The organism is Devosia sp., assembly GCF_017744655.1.
GTDB lineage: Bacteria > Pseudomonadota > Alphaproteobacteria > Rhizobiales > Devosiaceae > Devosia.
The window spans coordinates 141,524-164,080 of sequence record NZ_JAGIAW010000007.1; the positions used below are offsets into that span (position 1 = coordinate 141,524).

The window sequence follows — 22,557 nt, forward strand, 5'->3', positions numbered from 1 at the left end:
TGTCATCGTGGAGGGGACGAGGTCGGCGCCCGTTGGCGGGCTTGTCCCAAAACCCTCAAAAATCGGGAAAAGCCTGGTTCAGCGTGCCGCCGATCCGCACCGGCTGGACCTTTTTGGCTAGACCTGTCCGGGGATCAGTCTCGACCGCCACGCCGCAAAGCGTCGCTTCGCCTTCGGCCGGGGTGAAGCGCCCATTGGGAATGCCGGTGAGAAATCGGTTGAGCGGTTCTTCGGCATCGACACCGATGATGGAGTCAAAGTCCCCGCACATGCCGGCATCGGCCATAAGGGCCGTGCCACCCCTGAGGATGCGATGATCTGAAGTCGGGATATGGGTATGGGTGCCCACGACCAGCGTTGCCTTGCCGTCGAGGAAGAAGCCCATCCCCTGGATTTCCGAGGTCGCCTCGGTGTGGAAATCCACGATCACGGCATCGACGACTTCGCCGAGCGGCGCGGCGGCAAGGGCGGCTTCTACCGCGCGGAAGGGATCGTCCATGGGCTGCATGAAGACACGGCCCAAGGCATTGACGACGAGAACGCGATGGCCATTGCGGCCTTCGACCATCATGGCGCCGCGGCCGGGCGCGCCGGGAGCGAAATTGATCGGGCGGAGCAGGGTATTTTCGCGCTCGATATAAGAAAGGGCCTCGCGCTGGTCGAAGGCGTGATCGCCCAGCGTCACGATATCGGCGCCCGCATCGCGCAGGCCCTTGAAATGGGATTCGGTCAGGCCGCGGCCATGGCTGGCATTTTCGCCATTGATGACGACGAAATCAAAACCATAGGTGGCGATGATCCCGGGCAGGCGTTCGGCGACGGCGTCGCGGCCGGACTTGCCGACCACGTCACCCAGAAAAAGCAATTTCATAAATTGGCCTCGAAGAATTCGACCCCGTTTTCGGTGACAACAGCATCGAGCGGAATATCGTGGGGTTCGCGCGGAATGTTGTCGAAGGCCTGCGCTGAGAAGGCGAGGCCGATCAGCATCGGCCTTTTGCGGAGCGCGGCGAGGGTGCGGTCATAATAGCCCCCGCCATAGCCGAGCCGCGTACCGACCTTGTCGAAACCGAGAAGCGGCATGAGGATGATATCGGGCTCGGCGCGGGGCGCCAGGTCAGACGGCGCGAGGGTGCCGAACCCGGCTTCGTAAAGCGGCGCATCCGCACCCCAGATGCGGAATTCGAGCGGTTCTTCGGGGCCATTGACCACCGGCAGAATGACGGTCTGCCCACCATCCATCAGCCGCACCAGAATGGGCTGACAATCGGCTTCGTCGCGAATGCGCCAATAGCCCGCAATGGCGTCGTCGGGGGCGAAGGCGATCTTGTCGAAGAAGTGGAAGGAAATGGCGCTGGAAGCCTCGGCGCGGAATTCGGGGGCGAGTGCCTCGCGGCGCGCCCGTGCGGTTTTGCGCAGGAGGGCCTTTTCGGCCTCGATTCCGTCTTCCACCATGCGCGCCTGTCTCTGGGAAATAGAGGAATAGGTGCCGCCCTGGCCGTGGGACGAGCGATCCCGGGAACCTACTCACGTAGGTGGGCGCCGTATGTCCAAGCCCACGGGCCTGGTCAGGGACAGCTCCCTTAGGATCGATTAAGGCCCCGGGGATATGTGTGTCCTCACGTACCGGGCAGCCCAAGAGATATAGGCGCTTCCCCTGCCTCGCGCAAACGGCAACCCACAAGAATGTGTGTGCGCCGATGCGCTTTTATGACATGGCGGCAAGGCTCTCTGCCATGACGGCTTCCAGCCGGTCAAAACCATGGCCGGTGCCGATTTCCCGCGCCGCGGCGCCGTCGCTGCCATCGAGCAGCAGCAGGTGTTCGTCATAACGCATCAGGCTGCCGCGATTGTGCGGGCGGAAGAGCAGGGTGACGAGCGAGGCGGACAGCGGTTTTCCGTCGACGCGCATGGCGTAGCTATAGACGATGCGATCCGGCGCCGCGATGTCGAGATAGGCAATGTCGACTTCGTGCTCGACGCGTATGGGATCGGCGAGGCGGCTGAAATCGTGGCCGCCAATGCGGAAATCGTGGCGCACTTCGCGCTCGGTCCAATCGGGGTGACAGCCGGCCCAGAGATTTTTCAGTTTTGGATCGGACCAGAAACGAAAGGCGTGAGCGGGTGAGCCGGGCAGGACGCGATCGAGCGTGAAGCGCGAATGGGCGGGATCACTGGCCATTGGATTTATCCTCGGGATTGGCAGCCATGGCGGCGGCGAGGCGATCAAAGCCGGTTTCAAGATGGCGCTGATGCGCATCGAGCCAGGTGCGGAGGGAATTAAGCCCCTCTTCGCAGATGGAGAAGGTGCGCACCCTACCCTCCTTTTTCGAAGTGATGATGCCGCCATTTTCCAGCACTTTTAGGTGCTTCAGGGTCGAAGGCAGGCCGAGATCGAAGGGCGCGGCCAGTTCCTTCATCGAGGTCGGGCCGGATTCGACGAGGCGCGAAACCATGGCGCGCCGATAGGGATCGGCGAGGGCCTGGAAGACGGTATCGAGATCGGCTGACATCAGGCCCCCGGCAGGAAGCGCGCCGGCATGGCGTCGCGATAGGGAAACATTGTAAAATAAGGCTGCGCCTGAGCAAGCATGGAAGCAACAGACGGGCGAGCCAAGAGCCGCTCGAAATAGGCGCTGAGCGCCGTGGCCGAGGCAGGGAACGGTTCCACCACGCCGGCGAAGAAGAGGCCCGGAAAGGCGGCACAATCGGCGATGGAAAACGCGGTGCCCACGGCCCATTCACGATCGGTCATGTGCTCTTCGATCATGCCATAGGCGGTGTGCAGATTTTCGCGCGCCTCTGCGACGCCATGCGGGTCATTGGCGCCGGGCGGACGAATGCGGTCGATGACGATCTTCTGCATCGGTTGCTGCACGTAGAGATCGAAAAACCGATCCCAGAGCCGCGCTTCGAGGAGCGTCTCCGCATCGGTCGGCCAGAGTTTTGCCATGCTCGGATGACGCTGGGCGAGGTATTCGAGAATGATGGTGGTTTCGGCCACATGTCGGCCGCCTGCCCCATCGTGGAGCAGCGGGATTTTGCCGACGGGCCAATGGTCAGACACCTGCCGCGCGGAGGCAGGATCGCCAAAATCGACGATGACCGGGCTATAGGGCAATTGCGCCTCTTCGAGCGCAATCATCACCTTGTGGCAGAAGGAGGCGAGCGGATGGAGATAGAGCGTCAGAGACATGAAAGGCCGCCAGACAGTTTCACTAAAAAGAAACTATCTGGCGGCCTGATGTGAAGCAAGAGAAAGTTTCCGAAATCGGAAACTTTACTTCTTCAGCGCCTCGACGCCCGGGAGGGGCTTGCCTTCCATCCATTCGAGGAAGGCGCCGCCGGCGGTCGACACATAGGTCAGGGCATCCTTGACGCCGGCATGGGCCAGCGCGCTGACCGTATCGCCGCCACCGGCAACCGAGATCAGGTGGCCGTCATGGGTGCGCTTGGCGACGTGCTTGGCAATGGCCACGGTGCCCGCGTCAAAAGGCTCCATTTCGAAGGCGCCGACCGGGCCATTCCAGATGACGGTGTGGGCATCGTCGATGGCGCCATTGATGCGCTCGATCGAGGAGGGGCCGATATCCAAAATCATGCCATCGGGATCGACGGCGTCGACGCCATAAAGGCGGGTCGGCGAATTGGCCTTGAAATGCCAGGAAACCACGGCATCGACCGGCAGGATGATGGCGCAATTAGCCTTGTCGGCCTTGTCCATGATGCGGCGGGCGGTATCAGCAAGATCCTTCTCGCAGAGCGACTTGCCGACACCAAAACCCTGGGCGAAGAGGAACGTATTGGCCATGCCGCCGCCGATGACGAGGCCGTCCACCTTAGTGACGAGGTTTTCGAGAAGGTCGATCTTCGAAGAAACCTTGGCGCCGCCGACAATGGCGACGACCGGCTTCTTTGGCTTGCCAAGGCCCTTTTCGAGCGCTTCGAGCTCGCCCTGCATGGCAAGGCCGGCTGCGGCGGGGAGAAGGTGAGCCAGGGCTTCGGTCGATGCGTGGGCACGGTGCGCGGCGGAGAAGGCGTCGTTCACATAGACATCGCCCAGGCTCGCCATGCGCTTGGCAAGCTCGGCGTCATTGGCTTCTTCGCCCGGATGGAAACGGGTGTTTTCGAGCACAAGGATCGCATCGGCAGGAGCCTCGGCAATCGCCTGCTTGGCGCCCGAAACATCGACCCAGTCGGTAGCGACGAAACCGACGGGATGGCCGGTGATATCGGCAACCGCCGAGCACACCTGCTCGAGCGAGAATTCGGGATCAACCTTCCCCTTGGGCCGGCCGAAATGGGAGAGCAGCACGACCTTGCCGTCGTGACGCATGATTTCGCGGATGGTGGGCAGGAGACGCTCGATGCGCGTCGCATCGGTCACCTTGCCATCGGCCACGGGAACATTGAGGTCGGCCCTGAGGAGCACGACCTTGCCGTTGAGGTCGAGTTCGTCGAGAGTCTTGAATTGCGCGGTCATGGCCAGGCTCCGAAGAGATACGAAACTTGGGCCTTGGCCTATCAGAGGCAGAGGGATCGGAAAAGCGCTGAGACGAAGATTCTCGTCAGCTCCCAATAAGAACCAGACGCAGTTGCCGGCCGAAAAGGAAGACCAGCGGGCTCAGCGCCGTCCAGGCGGCGAGGCGAACGAGATCATCGACCATGACATGACGGGCAAAGCCGAGGCTCGCCCAGGGCGCGGTGCCGACAAGCCCGATGATGCGCCGGTGGCGCCGCAGGAGATAGGCCAGCATCACACCGGCAGGGAGCGCGAGGAGGATGAGACTGTCCAAAAGCCCGGCGAGAAGCCAGGCCAGTGGCAGGGCCGAATGAAAGCGACGGGTGAGATGGAACATGATTCGCTCCAAGCCTTGCTGACATCTGCGAAAATAGGGTGGTTTGGTGACAGGGCGTTGACGGGGCTTGACCTGTCCCCTGGGGCCACCCTGATTTGTGGCGGGGTCAAAACCGGAGGTGATTCCCCTTGACCCATCCCGAACAGGTTCTCTCGCCCGCCGAAGCCGCCCGTGCGCTCGGCATTTCGGCCAAGGCCTTAAGGCTCTACGAGCAGCGTGGCCTTATCACGCCCATCCGCAATGCCAATGGCTGGCGGCATTATGGTCCGAAGCAGATGGCCGGGATCAGACAAATCGTAGCGCTGCGGACGCTTGGGTTGAGCCTATCGCAGATTGCGGCCGTGCTTGCGGGCAAAAGCCACGACCTCGACAAAGCCCTTGCCGAACACCAGAGCCGACTTGAGGGCAACTTAACGGGCCTCCTGGAGGCCATCGAGCGGGTGCGCATCTGGCGCAATGATCTCAGCGGCGGGCGGGCGCCTGATCTCGCCGATCTGATAGCTAGCCCGCCGGCCCTGTCGCTGACCCTGCCATGGCCATGGAATGGCGAACTGTTTGAATTGAAGCGCCTCGCGCCGGTGACCTATCTCGTGGGGCCACTGGGCAGCGGCAAGACGCGGCTTGCCATAGCACTGGCCGAGACGCTGGGCGGCGGGTTCGTGGGGCTCGATCGCGGCGAACCCAGTGAAATCCCGGCTGCCGCCTTGCGCGCACTCGAATGGCTGCTGGAGGATGGGGCCGTGGACAGTCCCGCGTTGAGAGCCGTGGTGGCTGGGATGGTTTCGGAGGATCGACCACGGGTGATCGATCTCGTCGAAGACGGCCTGGATGAAGCAACACAACTGGCGCTTGGCGGCTGGCTGCGGCGGCGGAGCGAGGGCGATGCGCCGCTGGTGGTTATGACGCGGTCGAGTGCGGTGCTGGACCTCGATGCGGTCAGCGCCGGACACGCGATCCTTTTCTGTCCGCCCAATCACAGCGTGCCGTTTGAGGTTTTGGCTGTGGCGGGTTCGCCGGGATATGAGAGCGTGAGCAATTGCTTGGGGACGCCGGAAGCAAGGGCGCGAACGGCGGGGATGGTGGTGCGGATGAGCTAGGTCGGCGCGCGCTGCCCACCCCCTCCCGGCCTCCCCCATCTAGGGGGAGGTGAAGGGACTGTGGTTTTGGGGAGATTGTGCCAAACACTCGATGGGGCACCTCCCCCTTGATGGGGGAGGGTGGGAGGGGGTGTCGGCAAGCTCAGTCCCGCGCGAACAACCCGGGATAGTCCGTCACGAGCCCATCGCCATCCACCGCCAGCACGGCTTCAAAATCGTCCGACTGAAACCGAAGGTGCCCTTCATCGATCCGCGTATAGACCTGCTCAGCGCGGCGCACCTCCATGGTCGTCGCATCGATCCAGACCATGGCAAACTTCTGCGGTTTTCCGTCCTGCCACTCTGTCCGCCAGATCGGCAGGGAATTGGTCATCGGCGTCGGCCAGATATCGACATCGACACAGCCTTTTAGGCCCGAGATCGGCTCGGCGCGGTCATCCGACCAGCCGCCTTGCCCATCGCAAAAGAGCTCCAGCGCCTTGCCGTCGGCTCGCTCGATTTTCAGTGTGCGAGTATGGCCGTTCTCGTCGAGTTTTATGCGGTAAAACAGCCCGAAGTCGTCGCCGATGATGGCGCCGCGGATGCGCGTGTCGCGGCCATTGGCCATGACGTGGCAATGTTCCAGGGTCTTGAGGTCAAGACCACGCCACCGATAGGACTGATTGAGGCTCAAAACGCTTCTCCCGACACGCATCGCATTTGCAGCAAATGCGAGCGGGGAAAGCAAGTGAGGGGCGGACGATTGAAGCCGCAAACCCTCAGTCTTCGTCATTGCCGGGCTTGTCCCGGCAATCCATCTCGCCTCCGCCCCCGCCATCCTGCGGATGGCTTGGCACCACCGAGACAAACCCGGTGGTGACGATGGGGGAGAGGTCTGAGAAATCAGACCGGCGGGGTGACGCCGTCTCGGATGGTGTGGAAGCTGGGGAGCACCGCATCCAGCCGATCCGCGTCGGTGACGCAGGAAATGGCGGTGCGGCCCCTAGCGGTTTCGACCATGGAGAGCACCAGCCGGACATGCTCGGCATTCTTCTGCTTGGGCTTGCCGATGAATTCGTGACCCTTATAGCCGTCGAGTTCGAATGAGGCGTCGGACACGAAATCGAAAATCGCCGACATGCCGTCCTTGGCCATGGCGATCCAGCCGGGCGAGCCGATCTGCTCGTTGATTTTTTCCATTGTCAGCCCGGCATTGCCCGGCACGGACTGGAAGCTGACTTGGCAGAGGTATTTTTCGCCAGTCAGCGGCGCCGGATCGTCCGAGGCGGATTTGACACCGAAAGTGACATTATAGGGCGGCGGGGATGATGCCTCCTCGACCACGAACGTATCCGGCAAGGTCACCGCAAGGCCGGTTTCAGCATCTTCGGCGGCGAAAACAGGTGCTGTCAGGATGGCGGCGACAAGAACGAGGGCAGAAACAAAACGCATGGCAAAGCCCGGACGGGGATGGTTTTCCCGATGCTTATGCCAAGAGCGTGGCAACAAGACGATTGGCCAAATGGTCGCCCTTGCAACGCCATTTCGACTTTCACCGTGTCATCCCCGCGAAAGCGGGGATCTCCGTTTCAAACAGGGATTCCCGCTTTCGCGGGAATGACATCGTGGCTGGAAAACCAGATGCGGTGACAGTGGCCAAAAGCCCAAAACAAAAAGGGCGCTTCGCGGCGCCCTCTTCAATTCCAGTTGGCGAAAAACGCTTAGAGCGTCTTGCCCAGCGCCACGGCCGTGTCGGCCATGCGGTTCGAAAAGCCCCATTCGTTGTCATACCAGGAGAGGACCGACACGAAATTGCCGTCCATAACCTTGGTCTGATCGAGCGCCACGGTCGAAGAATGCGGATCGTGGTTGAAATCGATCGAGACGTTCGGCTGGTCGGTGAAGCCGAGCACGTTCTTGAGTTCGCCATTGGCGTACTTCTTGACGGCGGCATTGATTTCGTCGGCGGTCACATTGCGCTTGGCAATGAACTTGAAGTCGACGCAGGAGACGTTCGGGGTCGGCACGCGGATCGAGACGCCGTCGAGCTTGCCCTTGAGTTCGGGCAGCACCAGGCCAATGGCCTTGGCAGCGCCTGTCGAGGTCGGGATCTGCGAGAGGGCTGCAGCGCGGCCGCGATAGAGATCCTTGTGCATGGTGTCGAGGGTCGGCTGGTCACCGGTATAGGAGTGGATGGTGGTCATCATCCCCTTCTCGATGCCGAATTCCTTGTGCAGCACATAGGCCAGCGGCGCGAGGCAATTGGTCGTGCACGAGGCGTTCGAGATGACGACGTCTTCCTTGGTGAGGGAAGCGTGGTTGATGCCGTAGACGATGGTCTTGTCCGCGCCATCGCCGGGAGCGGAGATGATCACCTTCTTGGCGCCGGCCTTGAGGTGAGCCGAGGCCTTTTCCTTCGAGGTGAAGATGCCGGTGCATTCGAGCGCGATGTCGACGCCCATGGCGGCATGCGGCAGGTTTGCCGGGTCACGCTCGGCGGTCACCTTGATCGGGCCGCGGCCGACATCGATGGTGTCACCTGATACCGTCACGGTATGCGGGAAGCGGCCATGGACGGAATCGAAGCGCAGGAGATGCGCATTGGTCTCGACCGGGCCGAGGTCGTTGATGGCAACGACTTCGATATCGGTGCGGCCGGACTCGATGATGGCACGCAGGACATTACGGCCAATACGGCCAAAACCATTGATGGCGACGCGAACTGCCATGTTTTAACGCTCCTGGAGGGGGAGAAAGAGAAAGGGAGGCGCGGCTCTCTTACAACTGTGCGGTGACGGCTTCAACAACGGCCTTGGACGTAATCCCAAAGTGGGCATAGAGCGCATCGATCGGACCGGAAGCGCCGAACGAGTGCATGCCGACGAAACGACCCTTGTCGCCAAGGAGCTTGTTCCAGCTCATTTCGATACCGGCTTCGACGGCAACGCGGGCCTTGGCCGTGCCGAGCACTTCGGCCTTATAGGCGTCGGACTGCTTGGCGAAGAGCTCCATGGACGGCACCGAAACGACGCGGGCCTTGATGCCCTGCTCGGTGAGGGTCTTCTGGGCTTCGACGGCAATGGCGACTTCCGAACCGGTGGCGAAGATGATGGCATCGGCGTCAGCCGGGCCGATCAGCGAATAGGCGCCCTTGGCCGACTTATTCTCGGCTGAGTTTTCGGTGCGGACGGCCGGCAGGTTCTGGCGCGAGAGCGCAAGGATCGACGGCGCCTTTTCCGAGGTCATCGCCAGTTCCCAGCATTCGGCAGTTTCAACCGCATCGGCCGGACGGAAGACCAAGAGGTTTGGAATGGCGCGGAGCGCGGAGAGGTGTTCCACCGGCTGGTGGGTCGGGCCGTCTTCGCCAAGGCCAATGGAGTCGTGGGTCATGACATAGATGACGCGCTGTTCCATCAGGGCCGAGAGGCGGATGGCGGGGCGGGCATAGTCGGTGAAGACCATAAATGTGCCGCCATAGGGGATGAGACCGCCATGGAGCGCCACGCCATTCATGGCGGCGCCCATTTCGTGCTCGCGAATGCCATACATCATATAGCGGCCAAGACGATTGTCGGCCTGGAAGGGCAGCGTCTCGGGCGTATTGGTCAGGTTCGAGTGGGTCAAGTCGGCAGAACCGGCCAGGGTTTCCGGCACGTTCTTGTTGATGACTTCGAGGGCCATCTGGCTCGACTTGCGCGTTGCGACCTTGGGCTTGTCGGCGACGAGCTTTTCCTTGTAGGCGGCCATGACGGCAGCAAAGTCAGCCGGCAGCTTGCCGGACATGCGGCGGGTGAATTCGGCCTTGTTGGCATTGGCCGCAAGGCGGGCCTCCCATTCGCCACGAACATTCTGCGAACGGGTGGCGGCGGCGCGCCAGGCGTTGAGAATGTGAGCCGGGATTTCGAAAGCCGGGTAATCGATACCGAGCGCAGCCTTGGCGCCGGCCAGTTCTTCCGCGCCAAGCGGAGCGCCGTGCACCTTTTCCGTGCCGGCCTTCTTCGGGGCGCCGAAACCGATCGTGGTCTTGGCAGCGATCAAGGTCGGCTTGTCGGTCGACTTCTTGGCGTCGTTGAGAGCCTTTTCGATGGCGTCCTGATCGTGGCCGTCGACTTCGATCGTGTTCCAGCCGACGGCCTTGAAGCGGGCGATCTGGTCGGTCGAGTCGGCATTGGAGACCTTGCCGTCGATGGTGATGTTGTTGTTGTCCCAGATCACGACGAGCTTGTTGAGCTTGAGGTGGCCGGCGAGCGAAATCGCTTCCTGGGAAATGCCTTCCATGAGGCAACCATCGCCGGCAAGCACCCAGGTGTGGTGATCGACGATGTCGGAGCCGAATTCGGCAGCGAGCTTGGCTTCGGCAACGGCAAAGCCGACCGAATTGGCCAGACCCTGGCCGAGCGGGCCGGTAGTGGTTTCAATGCCTTCGGCATGGCCGAATTCGGGGTGGCCGGCGGTCTTGGAACCGAGCTGGCGGAAATTCTTGATGTCCTCGATGCTCATGTCGGGATAGCCGAGCAGGTAGAGCGAGGAATAAAGCAGCATCGAGCCATGGCCGGCCGAGAGGATGAAGCGGTCGCGATCGGCCCAGTGGCTGTCGGCGGGATCGAACTTCATCACCTTGGTGAAGAGCACGGTGGCGATATCGGCGCAGCCCATGGGCAGGCCGGGGTGACCGGAATTGGCTTTTTCGACCGCGTCCATGGAAAGGGACCGGATCGCATTGGCCAATTCGTTCTGCTGGGCTGTGTTCGTCATCTGGCGGGCCGCTCTCTAATGCTGAAGAAGGCAGGGAGTAAGGGGATAAGAGGCCTCGTGGCTCTCCTCCCAAAGGCGGGTTGAGGCATAACAGGTTCGGCCTGCCTGTCAATGTCGCCCAAGGCCCGAGGCGTCCAGTTTTGCTTGTGATTTGCCGGTCTGTGATTGCAATGGGGCCGGGCTTGGGGCAGGGTCTGTCGGCTTGAATCGACGTTGCGTTAGGGGTAGTTGCGGCCAATGAGTGACGGACAGGATGAAGACGGCCTCGCCGCAGCGGCAAAGCGCTTCGACAATGCCATGGCGCGGCTCGATCAAAGCCTGTCTGATATGACCGGCCGCCTGCAGCGGCTCAAACGCATCGAGGTCGATACGCAGCGCCTGGTGCAGGAACGCGCGCGGCTGGCGACCGAGCTCGACAAGACCTCCGCCCGCGCCAAGCGGCTCGACGACAGCGCCCACGAAGTTTCCCGCCGCCTTGTTGAGGCCATGGAAACCGTGCGTTCTGTCTTGGCGAAAACGGAGTAGCCGATGCCAGAGGTCAATGTCGAAATCAACGGACGCAAATATCGCATGGCCTGCGAGGAGGGCCAGCAGGGGCACCTCATTGCCTTGGCCGAACGGTTCAATGCCCAGGTCGAAGGCCTCAAGGGCGCCGTGGGCGAAATTGGCGACAACCGGCTGACGGTGATGGCCGGGATCGCTGTGCTTGACGAACTGACCGAGGCACAGCGGAAGATTGCGGCGCTCGAAGCCGAGGTCGAGAACCTCACCCAGGCCGGGCATCAGATTGCCGATGAACTGGAAGCGACGGAAAAGGCTTTCGCGGGGAAGCTCGATGAGGCGAGCAGGGTGATCGAGTCGATTGCCGGCGTGCTGGACGAGACGGCGACGCTCCAGGGGTAAGCGCACGGACATATTCCCACCACCGGCGCCACCCTCGCCCCTTGCGGGAGAGGGACAGATTTTCTGCGTTCAGCAGAAAATCAGGGTGAGGGGTTCTATCCTCCGCAGAGGAGCGTTTTGGGCCATCGCATACCCCTCATCCGCCCTTCGGGCACCTTCTCCCGCAAGGGGAGAAGGCAGATCGTGGAGAGGTCAGCTCAAAACTGCGCCCTCACCGGATCCGACCCGATACGGCCGCCAGTGCTATCCAGCCCGTTGATCGCCGCCTTATCCTCGGCATCAAGCGAAAAATCGAAAACATCGAAATTCTCGACGATGCGGCTCGGGGTTACCGACTTCGGAATGACCACGAGACCCTCTTCGATGTGCCAGCGGATGATGACCTGGGCCGGGCTCTTGCCGTGGCGCTGGGCGATGGCCGATATCGCCGGATCGGCGAGCAGCGTCCCCTGGCCGAGCGGGCTCCAGCTTTCGGTGATGATCTTCTTCGGCTCATAGGCCGCGCGCAGCTTGCGCTGCTGGAAGCGGGGATGGAGCTGGACCTGATTGATGACGGGCAGCACGCCGGTCGCGTCGGCGAGGTCGTCGATATAGGTGCCTTCAAAATTGGAGACGCCGATGGAACGGGCCTTGCCTTCTTCCTTGAGGCGGATCAGCGCCTTCCAGGTTTCCACATATTTGCCGCGAAAAGCCGAGGGCCAGTGGATCAGATAGAGATCGACATAGTCGGTGCCGAGACGCTGCAAACTGGCATCCATGGCGCGGAGCGTTTCGTCAAAACCCTGGTCGTCGTTCCACACTTTTGTGGTGAGGAAGATATCGCCGCGGGCGACGCCCGACCTGGCAATACCCCGCCCCACGCCTTCTTCGTTCTGATAGACTGCGGCGGTATCGATATGGCGATAGCCGGCCTTGAGGGCTGCATCGACGGCGGTGACGGCGACGTCATTGGGTGTCTGCCAGACGCCAAGGCCGATCTGGGGGATGGAACGGCCATCATGGAAGGTCACGTGGGGTTGCGTGCTCATCTGTTATCCATTGCTAGGGAGAATTGCGCCGAAGAACTCAGCTTCATCGTTTTATTACGATGAAAGAACCATGCTGCCAAGTTCCAAAAAATCTACCATACAAGACTATCCTTTCGTCTGATAACCCAAGGTCTAATCGACGGGGCCATGCGAAAGTCTAAGCTTCTGGCACTCCGTTCCCACACCAAGGCGCCAGACAGAAGATGACCAAGTCGCTCAATGCCATCGCTCAGAAGCTGATGACACAAGGCCAGGGCATTCTCGCCGCGGACGAATCCGAAGGCACGATTGCCAAGCGCTTCGCCAAGATCAACCTGCCCAATTCCCTCGACCTCCGGCGTGATTATCGCGAGATGCTGTTCCGCTCGACCGATGCGATGCGCAACTATATCTCGGGCGTCATCCTGACCGAAGAGACGCTGGAACAATCGGCTGCCGACGGCACGCCGTTCCGCGCCATTCTCGCCGATGTCGACACCATTCCCGGCATCAAGGTCGACCGCGGCGCCTTTCCCATGCCCGGCGATAACGGCGAAAAGATCACCGAGGGTCTCGATGGCCTGCGCCAGCGCCTGACGCGCTATGCCGAGCTTGGCGCCGGCTTTGCCAAATGGCGTGCCGTCATCACCATCAATGACGTGGCCCCGACCCGCAACAATATTCGCGCCAATGCCCATGCTTTGGCCCGCTATGCCATCCTTTGCCAGGAAGCCGGCATCGTGCCGGTGGTCGAGCCCGAAGTCGTCGGCGATGGCGATCCCGGCAACCACTCGCTCGAACGCTGCGCCCAGGTGACAGGGGAAGTCCTCGAAAACACCTTTAAGGAACTTCGCCTTGCCGGTGTCGACCTCTCGGGCATGCTGCTCAAGCCCAACATGGTGCTGCCCGGCGTCAATTCGCGCGACCGGCCATCGGTCGAGGAAGTGGCCAAGCGCACCGTTGAAGTTTTGAAGGAACATGTTCCCGCCGCCGTGCCGGGCATTGCCTTCCTTTCGGGCGGCCAGACCGACGAAGAAGCCACCGCCCATCTCTCGGCCATGAACCGCATTCCGTTCAAGCCCTGGCCGATGACCTTCTCCTATGGTCGCGCCCTGCAGAACGTGGCTCTGCGCACCTGGGCCGGCCGCCGCGAAAACTTCCCAGCGGCTCAGGCTGCCTTTGCCCACCGGGCCCATATGAACTCACTCGCCGCCCTCGGCGAATGGACCAACGAGCTCGACCGGGCCGCTTGAACTCACTTTTGACGTCCCAACGTCACGACTGGCGCGCTCTTCTCCCGGAGCGCGCCTTTTCTTTTGGCCTTTTGGTGGCCCACATTGCCACCCCTCCCGCCTTGCCCTATTGGACAAGCCTGTCCTCTTGTTGGACAAATCTGTCCCTTTCTTGCCAAAATGGCACCTTACGGACACGCAGCGTCATCTCCGGAACCTCCATGGCCCCTCAGCTCTATCTCATCACTCCAGCCGATCCGGATCTTGCGCAGTTTCCGCGCCAGTTGATGAGCGTGCTGACGGGCCCTGAAATCGCCGCCCTCTTGGTGCGCCGCGGTTCGCTCGATGACGCCGCCTATGCCGAATTGGCTGAACGGCTGGTACAGATCGGCCAGGCAGCCGGCGCCGCTGTGCTCGTCGAAGACGATGTGGCCCTCGCTCGCGCGATCGGCGCCGATGGCGTGCATGTGACGACGGGCGGCACCAAGGCCATTCGTACCGCGGTTTCGGCACTCAAGCCCGACGGCATTGTCGGGGTGGGCAATGTGCGCTCGCGCCATGATGCGATGAGCTTTGGCGAGCTCGATGTCGACTATGTGATGTTCGGCCCGCTCGGCGGCGCCGTGGATCCGCAGGCGGCAGAACTGGCGCAGTGGTGGGTCGAGACGTTTGAAGTGCCGGCCGTGCATTCCAATCCATCGGCGGCTCCTGATGCCGAAGACGAGACGGGAGCCGAATTCCTCGCGCTCTCCGATTGCGTCTGGACCAAGGCAGATCCGGCGGCTTCGCTCGCCGCCTTTGCCAAAGCCGAAAAGGCCAAAGCATGACTTGGCGCGCGCCGCTGCTGGCGCTGACCCTTGCCACGGCCCTTGCCGTCCCGGTTTTCGCCCAAAACCGCTCGCAGGCGGATGCGGAAGAAGCCTCGAACATTTCCAATTCCATTTTTGGCGAGACGACGCCCGCCGACTACGCCTTTGGCGCCTTTCAACGCGGGTATTTCCTGACCGCGCTCGAACTCGCCTTGCCGCGCGCCGAACAGGGCGACGCGGCCGCCCAGACGCTGATCGCCGAGATTTACGCCAAGGGTCTGGGCGTGGCGCAAAATACCGAGCGCGCCGCCGGCTGGTATCAGCTTGCCGCCAAAAATGGCGACCGACTGGCGATCTTTGAACTGGGCATGTTCTATCAGGACGGCTCCGGCGTGACGCAGGACCGCGCAAAGGCTGCCGAACTGTTCCGCGAGGCCGCCGACAAGGGCTATGCGCCGGCCAAATACAATCTGGCTCTGCTCCATGTCGAAGGCATCTACGCCGATCCGAGCCTGACCACGGCGGCCGAACTGATGAAGGAAGCTGCCGACGCTGAGCTTGCCGAAGCCCAATATGACTATGGCTCGATGCTGATCGAAGGCGCCGGCGTCGCCCCCGATGCGGCCGAAGGCGCCCGCTATATTGGCCTTGCCGCCGAACAGGGCCTGACCGCCGCCCAGATCGACTACGCCACCCTGCTCTATCTCGGACAGGGCATCGAGCGAAATGTCGAAGCTGCGGCGGGTTGGTATGAGCAGGCCGCCGAAGGCGGCAATCCCGTGGCGCAGAACCGCCTCGCAAAACTCATGGCCGTGGGCGAGGGCACAGCGCTCGACCTCGAAACCGCAGCCATGTGGCGGGCGCTGGCCCGGCGTCAGGGGCTTTCCGATCCCTCGCTCGACCGATTGCTGGTTTCCATTCCCCCTGATGCTTTGGCACGGGCCGAAGAGCGCGCCCGCTTCTGGCCTTCGACCCCACCCAGCATCGAAACCGTCGCCGAAATTCCAACGACGCCAAAGGTCTTTGGCCCGCCCCTTCCGGCGCCAACCGACATGGAAAATGCCCCGAGCCGCGTCGTGCTGCCCAATGGCGTGACCAATGCCAAGCCGCCCGCTCCGGCGCCTGCCGCCATGCCGGCCGAGACCGAACCGGCTGAGCCGGCGACCACCGAGCCGGCGCAAGACCCTTGAACCCAGCCAAGTTCTGAGGCAATAAGCCCGCCAAACTTTCAATTAAAGCGGCAGGGCACTGGCCCCACTTGCGCCGCGTCGGGACGAAAATCCCGGCGGCGCTCAATGAACCGCTTGAGCCAAGCGAGTACACAATGGCGCGTTCCGCCCTTCTCACCGTCATGGTCAATGCCGCCATCAAGGCCGGCAAGTCGCTGTCGCGCGATTTCAACGAGGTGGAAAACCTGCAGGTTTCCCGCAAGGGGCCGGCCGATTTCGTCTCCAAGGCCGACTTGCGCGCCGAACAGATCGTCTACGACGAACTGCGCAAGGCGCGCCCGACCTATGCCTTCCTGATGGAAGAAGGCGGCGAAGTCGCAGGGACGGACGGCCAGCACACCTGGATCGTCGACCCGCTCGACGGCACCACCAATTTCCTCCACTCGATCCCGCTCTTTGCCGTGGCCATTGCGCTGCAGCGCGGCGACGAGATCGTCGCCTCGGTGATCTACAATCCGATCCTGGACGAACTCTATACCGCCGAAAAGGGCGGCGGCGCCTGGCTCGCCGACCGCAAGCGCCTGCGCGTTGCCGAACGCCGGCACCTTTCGGACGCCGTTGTCGCCACCGGCATCAAGACCCAGGGCACGTCCAATGACGGGCTGCAATTGCGCCAGCTGAGCCATATCAATCCAGCCGTTGCCGGCATTCGCCGCTCGGGCTCGATCGCAGTTGACATGGCCTGGCTCGCCTCCGGCCGCTTCGACGCCCTCTGGGAAGCTGGTTTGAAGCCATGGGACGTGGCCCCGGGCCTGCTTATGGTCAAGGAAGCCGGTGGCCTTGTCACCGACTATGCCGGTCAGCCCGGTTCGGTCTGGAACGGCCAGATCGTCGCCGGCAACGAGACCCTGCATGGGGCTTTGTTCAAGCAGCTTCGCTCGGTTCAGTAAGTCCAACGCATTCCCTCGCCACGGCAAGGGGTATGTACCGAGGACTGCCGAAAGCGTTGAAAAACCCGATGTCATCCCCGCGAAAGCGGGGATCTCTGTTTCCGGGCAGGGAGATTCCCGCTTTCGCGAGAATAACGCGGCGGCTTGGGGTGTGCAGCAAAGCCGCTTCATGACGCTCTGCCGTTAACCTTTTCCATTGTCACGCCATTCTGCCGCCACTACTCTTCGGCGCAGTTGATTTGCTGTGCGCGGGGCAAAGGTCAGGCACGATGACGCAAGGTTACGATCCCTATCACCTCGCCAGTCCCACCGTTTACCTCGTCAAAATCGTCATTTTCCTGGTGCTGGTCGCTCTCGTCGCCGCGATCCTGTTCACCAATATCGTGACCTTCTTCTGGGCGAACCCGTTCATCAATTCGATGATCTTCTTTGCCCTGTTCATCGGCATTTTCCTCTCGTTCCGGCAGCTTTTCCGGCTGTTTCCGGAGGTGAAGTGGGTCAATTCGCTCCAGGACGGCAATTCGACCCAGGTGCGGCCGCCCGTCCTCTTGGCCCCCGTCGCCGGGCTTTTGCGCGAGCGCATCGGTGAAGCGGTGATCACGCCAACTTCCATGCGTTCGATCCTCGACTCGGTCGGCAATCGCCTCGACGAAGCCAAGGACACCTCGCGCTACCTGACGGGCCTGCTCGTATTCCTCGGCCTCATGGGTACCTTCTATGGTCTCCTCGAAACCGTGGGCTCGGTGGCCGGCGTCATCAACGCACTCGATGTGACCTCGGCCGATAGCGCCTCGCTTTTCACCAATCTCAAGGAAGGCCTTGCCGCCCCGCTGGCGGGCATGGGCACCGCCTTCTCGTCCTCGCTCTTTGGTCTTGCCGGTTCGCTGATCCTGGGCTTCCTCGACCTGCAGACGAGCCAGGCGCAGAACGCCTTTTATACCGATCTCGAAGACTGGATGACCTCCATGACCGAGCTCGACCACCCGGTCAGCGCCATGCAGGCCAATGCCGGCGGCCCCGACATGCAGGCCATGATCGACAGCATCGGGGCCTCGATGCAGAACCAGAATTCCTCCCAGAACGCCATTCGCGCCATGGCGGAACTCGCACGCGGCATCGACGGTCTCGTCAAGCACATCCGCACCGAGCAGGAAGACCTGCGCGCCTATATTACCGAGCAGAGCGAGACAAATCGAAAACTGCGCGACCTCATCGAGGCCATGCTCAACGAGACCGACAATACCGGACGCCGGGACTAGGCCATGGCATCGAGCCGCTCACGCCGCAGGGTAGAGGCCAATTACTGGCCGGGCTTCGTCGACGCCCTGTCGAGCCTACTGCTCGTCATCATCTTTCTTTTGAGCCTTTTCATGCTCACCCAGTTTTTCCTGGGGCAGGAAATCCAGGGCCGGGACACCGCACTATCCCGGCTCAATAGCCAGATCGCCGAACTGACCGAGCTGTTGCAGCTCGAACGCGCCAATTCCGACGATCTGACCTCGCAACTTGCAACGCTGACCGCCACGCTCGCCACGGCCGACGCACAGAACCAGAGCCTGACCAGCCAGCTTTCCGGCATCGGTGCAGGCCTGGGCGATCGCGACCAGACGATTGCCGGCCTCCAGGAAGATCTCATCAGCGCCGAAAAGCTCTCCGACGAAGCCAATGCGCAGGTGGCACTGCTCAACCAGCAGCTTGCAGCCCTGAGAACGCAGATTGCAGCCCTGGAATCGGCACTGGAAGCCTCGGAGACGCGAGACACGGAATCGCGCACCCAGATCGCCGATCTTGGCCGTCGTCTCAATCTGGCGCTGGCCCAGCGCGTGCAGGACCTGTCGCGCTACCGGTCCGACTTCTTCGGCCGCCTGCGGCAGATTCTCGAAGGCCGCGCCGATGTGCGCGTCGTCGGCGATCGCTTCGTCTTCCAGTCCGAAGTGCTGTTCGATCCCGGCCAAGCCGACCTGACGGCAGCGGCTTCACCGCAGCTCGACGCCCTGGCCGAGGCCATCCTGCAGCTTGAGGCGGAAATTCCCGCTGACATCAACTGGGTGCTGCGCATCGACGGCCATACCGATAGCCGCCCGATTTCCAATGCCCGTTTCCCGTCCAACTGGGAGCTCTCGGCGGCACGCGCCATTTCGGTGGCGCAATATCTCGTCGGCAAGGGCGTTGCCCCGGCCCGGCTCGTTGCGGCAGGCTTTGGCGAATTTGCCCCGCTTGATCCGGGCACGACGGAAGAGGCGTTCCGGCGTAATCGACGGATCGAGTTCAAGCTGACAGAAGGGTGATTTCCGATCCGCTTCAGCGGGTCAAATCGCTCCAGTGGAGCGATTTGAGGAAATCACGGGTCGAGCCGTGCGAGGCTTCGGGCCAGCGTCTTCGCAAACAGAGATTCCCGCTTTCGCGGGAATGACACCGTGGATAACAGGCCTTACTGCCAGCCATCCCCGCGGAACTGCAGCTTCGCCAGTTCCGCATAGCGACCGCCCTTGGCCACCAGTTCCTGATGCGTGCCCTGGTCGATGATCTTGCCCGCTTCCATCACGAGGATCTTGTTGGCGTCGCGGATGGTGGCGAGACGATGGGCGATGACCAGCGTCGTGCGCCCCTGCATCAGATGTTCAAGCGCCATTTGCACCAGCCGCTCGCTCTGCGCGTCGAGGGCGGACGTCGCTTCGTCGAGCAAGAGGATCGGCGCATTTTTCAGAATGGCGCGGGCAATGGCGAGACGCTGCTTCTGGCCGCCCGAAAGCATGACGCCGCGCTCGCCCACGATCGTGTCATAGCCCGAGGGTAGGTCGACGACAAAATCATGGACCAGCGCCGCCTTGGCCGCCGCTTCCACTTCGGCGTCGGTCGCACCGGGTTTGCCGAAACGGATGTTTTCCGCGATCGTGCCGGCAAAAATGGTCGGCTCCTGTTCGACATAGGCAAAGCGCTGCCGCAGATCGAAAAGCCTCGTGTCACGAATATCGACGCCATCAACGCGAATGGTGCCGCCGGTAACGTCGTAGAAGCGCTGCAACAGCGAAAGTGTGGTCGACTTGCCCGAGCCCGAGGGGCCGACCAGCGCCACGGTCTCGCCCTTGGCGACGGAAAAACTCACGCCGTCGAGCACGCGGCCGGGCTGGGTCGGATCGTAGCGAAAGGCGACATTCTCGAAGGCAACGGTCCCGAGCGACGGCACGGGCAGGGCGACGGGGTTCTCGGGGTCTTCGATCGTGGCCTTGGTGGCGAGGATTTCCATAAGGCGTTCGGTGCAGCCGGCAACGGTCTGCAAGGCGCCCATGACTTCGGAGACATTGGTGAGGGCGCCGGAAGCCATCAGAGCGTAGATCATGAACTGCGCAAGCTGCCCCGCGGTGACCGACCCTTCGAAGACGGCGCTGGCGCCCCACCAGACAAGGCCGACAAGCGCGGCGGTGCCAAGAAAGATCACCAGCGCAACGAGGATGGCACGCGCGCCAAGCCGGCGCACTTCGGCCCGATAGCTCTCTTCGCTGCGGCTATCGTAAATCTCGGTCTGCACCGTTTCCTGGGTAAAGGCTTTTACCGTTCGGGTTGCACCGAGCATTTCCGTCGCCATGGCGGAGAGTTCCGCCAGCGCATCCTGGGTCTTGCTCGACATGCCGCGCAGGCGCCGCGAATAGCCCACGACCGGGATCAGGATGAGCGGCGCGGCGATGACCACGGCCAGGGTCAGGATCGGGCTCGTCAGGATCATCATGATCAACGCGCCGATAATGGTGACCATGGAGCGCAGCGCCAGCGAGAAGCTCGACCCCACGGCGCTGCGGATGATGGCAACGTCATTATTGAGGCGGCTCGTCAACTCGCCGACGCGCGTTGTATCGAAATAGCGCGCATCAAGGCGAAGGAGATGGCTGAATGCCGCCTGCCGCAGGTCGGCGAGGACGCGTTCGCCGATGACGGAGATGAAATAGAAGCGCGCCCCGCTCGCCACGGCCATCACCGCGGCAATGGCGATTATAAGAAGGCCGTATTGGCTCACCTTGTCGAGGTTCTGCGCCACAAAACCCTGATCGACCACGCCACCGAGCATGGCGGGGATGGCGAGCGAGGTAATGGTAGAAATGAGGAGGAACAGCACCGTCAGGGTCAGGCGCACCGGATAGGCGAGCACGAATGGCAGGAGCGCGCGCAGCGGCGAAAAGCGGCGCTGCAGCTTGGCGACGGAGATCACCTTGTCGGTGGTGTTTTCCGCCGGGGCGGCTTGATCGGTCATATTGGGGGCCGCATTCCGATTGCGCAAAGCCGCCTGAAGACGGCTGGTTGGATATAGGCTCCCCTCTTCATAGGAGCAACAGCCGGGAAACGGGTAAAATTGCCGCTCCCCCGCCCTTGCCTATTGAGGCTCCATTATGTAAGAAGCCGCCAACAACAAGTTTCCAGCTCTCCGGGCGCCTCGGCGCCCGTTTGATTTGAGGCGAAGACCATGAAGGCCGACATCCATCCTGACTACCACACCATCAACGTCGTCATGACCGATGGCACCAGCTATGTCACCCGTTCCACCTATGGCAAGGAAGGCGACACGCTGCAGCTGGACATCGATCCCAAGACCCATCCCGCATGGACCGGCGGCACGGGCCAGCTGATGGACCGCGGCGGCCGCGTCAGCCGCTTCAAGGAACGTTTCAAGGGCCTCGGCCTCTAAGAGCGATCTGCGACAGAATTGGAAAACCCGGCCCTCGTGCCGGGTTTTTTGTTGTCGCCAGGTTTGCACATCTTTGTCCCGACGCTTGGACGAGAAAAAACGCGGCCTGTTTGCACAAGCCGCGTTCTGATCTTTTGGCCCGAAAAAGCCTCGACCTAGATATTGGTGCCGATCGCCAGGAATTTTTCGCGGCGGTGTTCGCGCGTTTCGAGGCGCGACTTGCCGGCAAATTCGGCCAAAAAGTCGGAAATGGCGACGCGGGTCGAATCCATCACCTGACCATGGTGGCGATGCGCGCCGCCGGTCGGTTCGGGAATGATGCCGTCGATCACCTTGAACGAGAGCAGGTCCTGCGCCGTGATTTTTTGGGCCGTCGCCATGTCCTGCGCCTTGGCGGCGTCGCGGAAAAGGATCGAGGCGCCGGCCTCGGGCGAAATCACCGAATAGATGGCGTTTTCGAGCATCAGCACGCGATTGGCCGTGGCAATGGCGATAGCGCCACCCGAGCCGCCTTCGCCGATGATGATGGCGATGTTGGGCACGCCGAGCTCGAGTCCCTTTTCGGTCGACCGGGCAATGGCCTCGGCCTGGCCGCGCTCTTCCGCGCCGATGCCGGGATAGGCGCCGGCCGTATCGACAAAGGAAATGACCGGAATATTGAACCGGTCGGCCATGTCCATGATGCGGACGGCCTTGCGATAGCCTTCGGGATTGGCCATGCCGAAATTGTGCTTGAGGCGCGTCTCGGTGGAATTGCCCTTTTCCTGGCCAAGGATGGCCACGGACTGCCCATTGAAGCGGCCGAAGCCGGCCTGCAGGGCGGCGTCTTCGCCGAACTTGCGGTCGCCGGCAAGCGGGGTCCATTCGGTGATCAGCGTCGATACATAATCGGAAAAATGCGGACGCTGCGGATGGCGCGCCACCTGCGTCTTCTGCCAGGGCGTGAGCCTTTTGTAGATTTCCACCAGCGCCTCTTCGGCGCGGGCAGAAAGCCGGTTCACTTCCTCGTCGATGGACACGGCCTGATCGGTCGCGGCGAGGGATTTCAGTTCGGCGATCTTCGCTTCGAGATCGGCGACCGGCTTTTCAAAATCGAGATAAGACAGCATCCCACCCGCC

Annotated in this window: 24 protein-coding genes and 1 other RNA gene; 10 read left to right on the plus strand and 15 right to left on the minus strand. The window is 62.1% G+C overall.

Going from position 1 to position 22,557, the window contains the following annotated elements:
• Nucleotides 1–55 precede the first annotated feature (55 nt).
• The 8 genes from J7557_RS14380 to J7557_RS14415 all read right to left on the minus strand — a co-directional run bounded on the left by J7557_RS14380 (nt 56) and on the right by J7557_RS14415 (nt 4,859).
• Nucleotides 56–871: a TIGR00282 family metallophosphoesterase gene (locus J7557_RS14380; RefSeq protein WP_291420743.1), complete on the minus strand. Its 816-nt coding sequence runs from the start codon at nt 869–871 to the stop codon at nt 56–58.
• On the minus strand, nt 868–1,455 hold the full coding sequence (locus J7557_RS14385) for a 5-formyltetrahydrofolate cyclo-ligase (RefSeq protein WP_291420744.1): 588 nt from the start codon (nt 1,453–1,455) through the stop codon (nt 868–870). Before J7557_RS14385 ends, J7557_RS14380 begins: the two co-directional genes overlap by 4 nt.
• 27 nt (nt 1,456–1,482) lie before the next feature.
• A non-coding RNA gene (gene ssrS / locus J7557_RS14390) (6S RNA) lies at nt 1,483–1,640 on the minus strand.
• Nucleotides 1,641–1,708: 68 nt separating this feature from the next.
• On the minus strand, nt 1,709–2,182 hold the full coding sequence (locus J7557_RS14395) for an SRPBCC domain-containing protein (protein WP_291420745.1): 474 nt from the start codon (nt 2,180–2,182) through the stop codon (nt 1,709–1,711).
• On the minus strand, nt 2,172–2,513 hold the full coding sequence (locus tag J7557_RS14400; protein ID WP_291420746.1) for a helix-turn-helix transcriptional regulator: 342 nt from the start codon (nt 2,511–2,513) through the stop codon (nt 2,172–2,174). Before J7557_RS14400 ends, J7557_RS14395 begins: the two co-directional genes overlap by 11 nt.
• On the minus strand, nt 2,513–3,196 hold the full coding sequence (locus tag J7557_RS14405) for a glutathione S-transferase family protein (RefSeq protein WP_291420747.1): 684 nt from the start codon (nt 3,194–3,196) through the stop codon (nt 2,513–2,515). Before J7557_RS14405 ends, J7557_RS14400 begins: the two co-directional genes overlap by 1 nt.
• Nucleotides 3,197–3,280: 84 nt before the next feature.
• Nucleotides 3,281–4,483 (minus strand): phosphoglycerate kinase, encoded by a 1,203-nt coding sequence (gene pgk / locus J7557_RS14410; RefSeq protein ID WP_291420748.1) that lies wholly within the window; start codon nt 4,481–4,483, stop codon nt 3,281–3,283.
• A gap of 85 nt (nt 4,484–4,568) precedes the next feature.
• Nucleotides 4,569–4,859 (minus strand): hypothetical protein, encoded by a 291-nt coding sequence (locus J7557_RS14415; protein ID WP_291420749.1) that lies wholly within the window; start codon nt 4,857–4,859, stop codon nt 4,569–4,571.
• A gap of 128 nt (nt 4,860–4,987) precedes the next feature.
• Here J7557_RS14415 and J7557_RS14420 point away from each other — a divergent pair, with 128 nt between their 5' ends.
• Complete coding sequence (locus tag J7557_RS14420) at nt 4,988–5,956, plus strand: MerR family transcriptional regulator (RefSeq protein WP_291420750.1); 969 nt, start codon at nt 4,988–4,990, stop codon at nt 5,954–5,956.
• 142 nt (nt 5,957–6,098) lie between these two features.
• Here J7557_RS14420 and J7557_RS14425 read toward each other — a convergent pair whose 3' ends face one another.
• The 4 genes from J7557_RS14425 to tkt form a co-directional block, all read right to left on the minus strand.
• The gene (locus J7557_RS14425) at nt 6,099–6,629 is read right to left on the minus strand and encodes a putative glycolipid-binding domain-containing protein (RefSeq protein ID WP_291420751.1); all 531 of its coding nucleotides are present in this window, start codon (nt 6,627–6,629) and stop codon (nt 6,099–6,101) included.
• 209 nt (nt 6,630–6,838) lie between these two features.
• The gene (locus J7557_RS14430) at nt 6,839–7,387 is read right to left on the minus strand and encodes a hypothetical protein (protein ID WP_291420752.1); all 549 of its coding nucleotides are present in this window, start codon (nt 7,385–7,387) and stop codon (nt 6,839–6,841) included.
• Nucleotides 7,388–7,656: 269 nt separating this feature from the next.
• Complete coding sequence (gene gap, locus J7557_RS14435) at nt 7,657–8,664, minus strand: type I glyceraldehyde-3-phosphate dehydrogenase (RefSeq protein ID WP_291420753.1); 1,008 nt, start codon at nt 8,662–8,664, stop codon at nt 7,657–7,659.
• A 49-nt stretch (nt 8,665–8,713) separates the two neighbouring features.
• Nucleotides 8,714–10,690: a transketolase gene (tkt, locus tag J7557_RS14440; RefSeq protein ID WP_291420754.1), complete on the minus strand. Its 1,977-nt coding sequence runs from the start codon at nt 10,688–10,690 to the stop codon at nt 8,714–8,716.
• A 237-nt stretch (nt 10,691–10,927) separates the two neighbouring features.
• Here tkt and J7557_RS14445 point away from each other — a divergent pair, with 237 nt between their 5' ends.
• Nucleotides 10,928–11,215, plus strand: a complete 288-nt coding sequence (locus J7557_RS14445) for a DUF4164 family protein (RefSeq protein ID WP_291420755.1) — start codon at nt 10,928–10,930, stop codon at nt 11,213–11,215.
• A gap of 3 nt (nt 11,216–11,218) precedes the next feature.
• Nucleotides 11,219–11,593: a cell division protein ZapA gene (locus J7557_RS14450; RefSeq protein ID WP_291420756.1), complete on the plus strand. Its 375-nt coding sequence runs from the start codon at nt 11,219–11,221 to the stop codon at nt 11,591–11,593.
• 197 nt (nt 11,594–11,790) lie between these two features.
• Here the strand turns inward: J7557_RS14450 and J7557_RS14455 are convergent, their stop codons facing one another.
• Nucleotides 11,791–12,621 carry an aldo/keto reductase gene (locus J7557_RS14455; RefSeq protein WP_291420757.1) on the minus strand — a complete coding sequence of 277 codons (831 nt, stop codon included), beginning with the start codon at nt 12,619–12,621 and terminating at the stop codon, nt 11,791–11,793.
• A 203-nt stretch (nt 12,622–12,824) separates the two neighbouring features.
• Here J7557_RS14455 and J7557_RS14460 point away from each other — a divergent pair, with 203 nt between their 5' ends.
• From J7557_RS14460 to J7557_RS14485, 6 genes are all read left to right on the plus strand, one after another.
• Complete coding sequence (locus J7557_RS14460; protein WP_291420758.1) at nt 12,825–13,853, plus strand: class I fructose-bisphosphate aldolase; 1,029 nt, start codon at nt 12,825–12,827, stop codon at nt 13,851–13,853.
• 200 nt (nt 13,854–14,053) lie between these two features.
• Entirely contained in the window at nt 14,054–14,659 is a 606-nt protein-coding gene (locus tag J7557_RS14465) for a thiamine phosphate synthase (RefSeq protein WP_291420759.1), read from the plus strand.
• Nucleotides 14,656–15,831 carry a tetratricopeptide repeat protein gene (locus J7557_RS14470; protein ID WP_291420760.1) on the plus strand — a complete coding sequence of 392 codons (1,176 nt, stop codon included), beginning with the start codon at nt 14,656–14,658 and terminating at the stop codon, nt 15,829–15,831. Before J7557_RS14465 ends, J7557_RS14470 begins: the two co-directional genes overlap by 4 nt.
• Nucleotides 15,832–15,965: 134 nt before the next feature.
• A complete protein-coding gene (locus tag J7557_RS14475; RefSeq protein ID WP_291420761.1) occupies nt 15,966–16,760 on the plus strand; it encodes an inositol monophosphatase family protein in 795 nt (264 codons plus the stop codon).
• A 269-nt stretch (nt 16,761–17,029) separates the two neighbouring features.
• Complete coding sequence (locus J7557_RS14480) at nt 17,030–18,019, plus strand: flagellar motor protein MotA (RefSeq protein WP_291420762.1); 990 nt, start codon at nt 17,030–17,032, stop codon at nt 18,017–18,019.
• 3 nt (nt 18,020–18,022) lie between these two features.
• Nucleotides 18,023–19,048: a peptidoglycan -binding protein gene (locus J7557_RS14485; protein WP_291420763.1), complete on the plus strand. Its 1,026-nt coding sequence runs from the start codon at nt 18,023–18,025 to the stop codon at nt 19,046–19,048.
• Nucleotides 19,049–19,191: 143 nt separating this feature from the next.
• Here J7557_RS14485 and J7557_RS14490 read toward each other — a convergent pair whose 3' ends face one another.
• Nucleotides 19,192–21,006 (minus strand): ABC transporter transmembrane domain-containing protein, encoded by a 1,815-nt coding sequence (locus tag J7557_RS14490; RefSeq protein WP_291420764.1) that lies wholly within the window; start codon nt 21,004–21,006, stop codon nt 19,192–19,194.
• Nucleotides 21,007–21,216: 210 nt separating this feature from the next.
• Here J7557_RS14490 and rpmE point away from each other — a divergent pair, with 210 nt between their 5' ends.
• Nucleotides 21,217–21,438, plus strand: coding sequence for a 50S ribosomal protein L31 (gene rpmE / locus J7557_RS14495; RefSeq protein ID WP_035086754.1), 222 nt, complete (start codon nt 21,217–21,219; stop codon nt 21,436–21,438).
• A 155-nt stretch (nt 21,439–21,593) separates the two neighbouring features.
• Here the strand turns inward: rpmE and J7557_RS14500 are convergent, their stop codons facing one another.
• Complete coding sequence (locus J7557_RS14500; protein WP_291420765.1) at nt 21,594–22,547, minus strand: acetyl-CoA carboxylase carboxyltransferase subunit alpha; 954 nt, start codon at nt 22,545–22,547, stop codon at nt 21,594–21,596.
• Nucleotides 22,548–22,557: the final 10 nt, after the last annotated feature.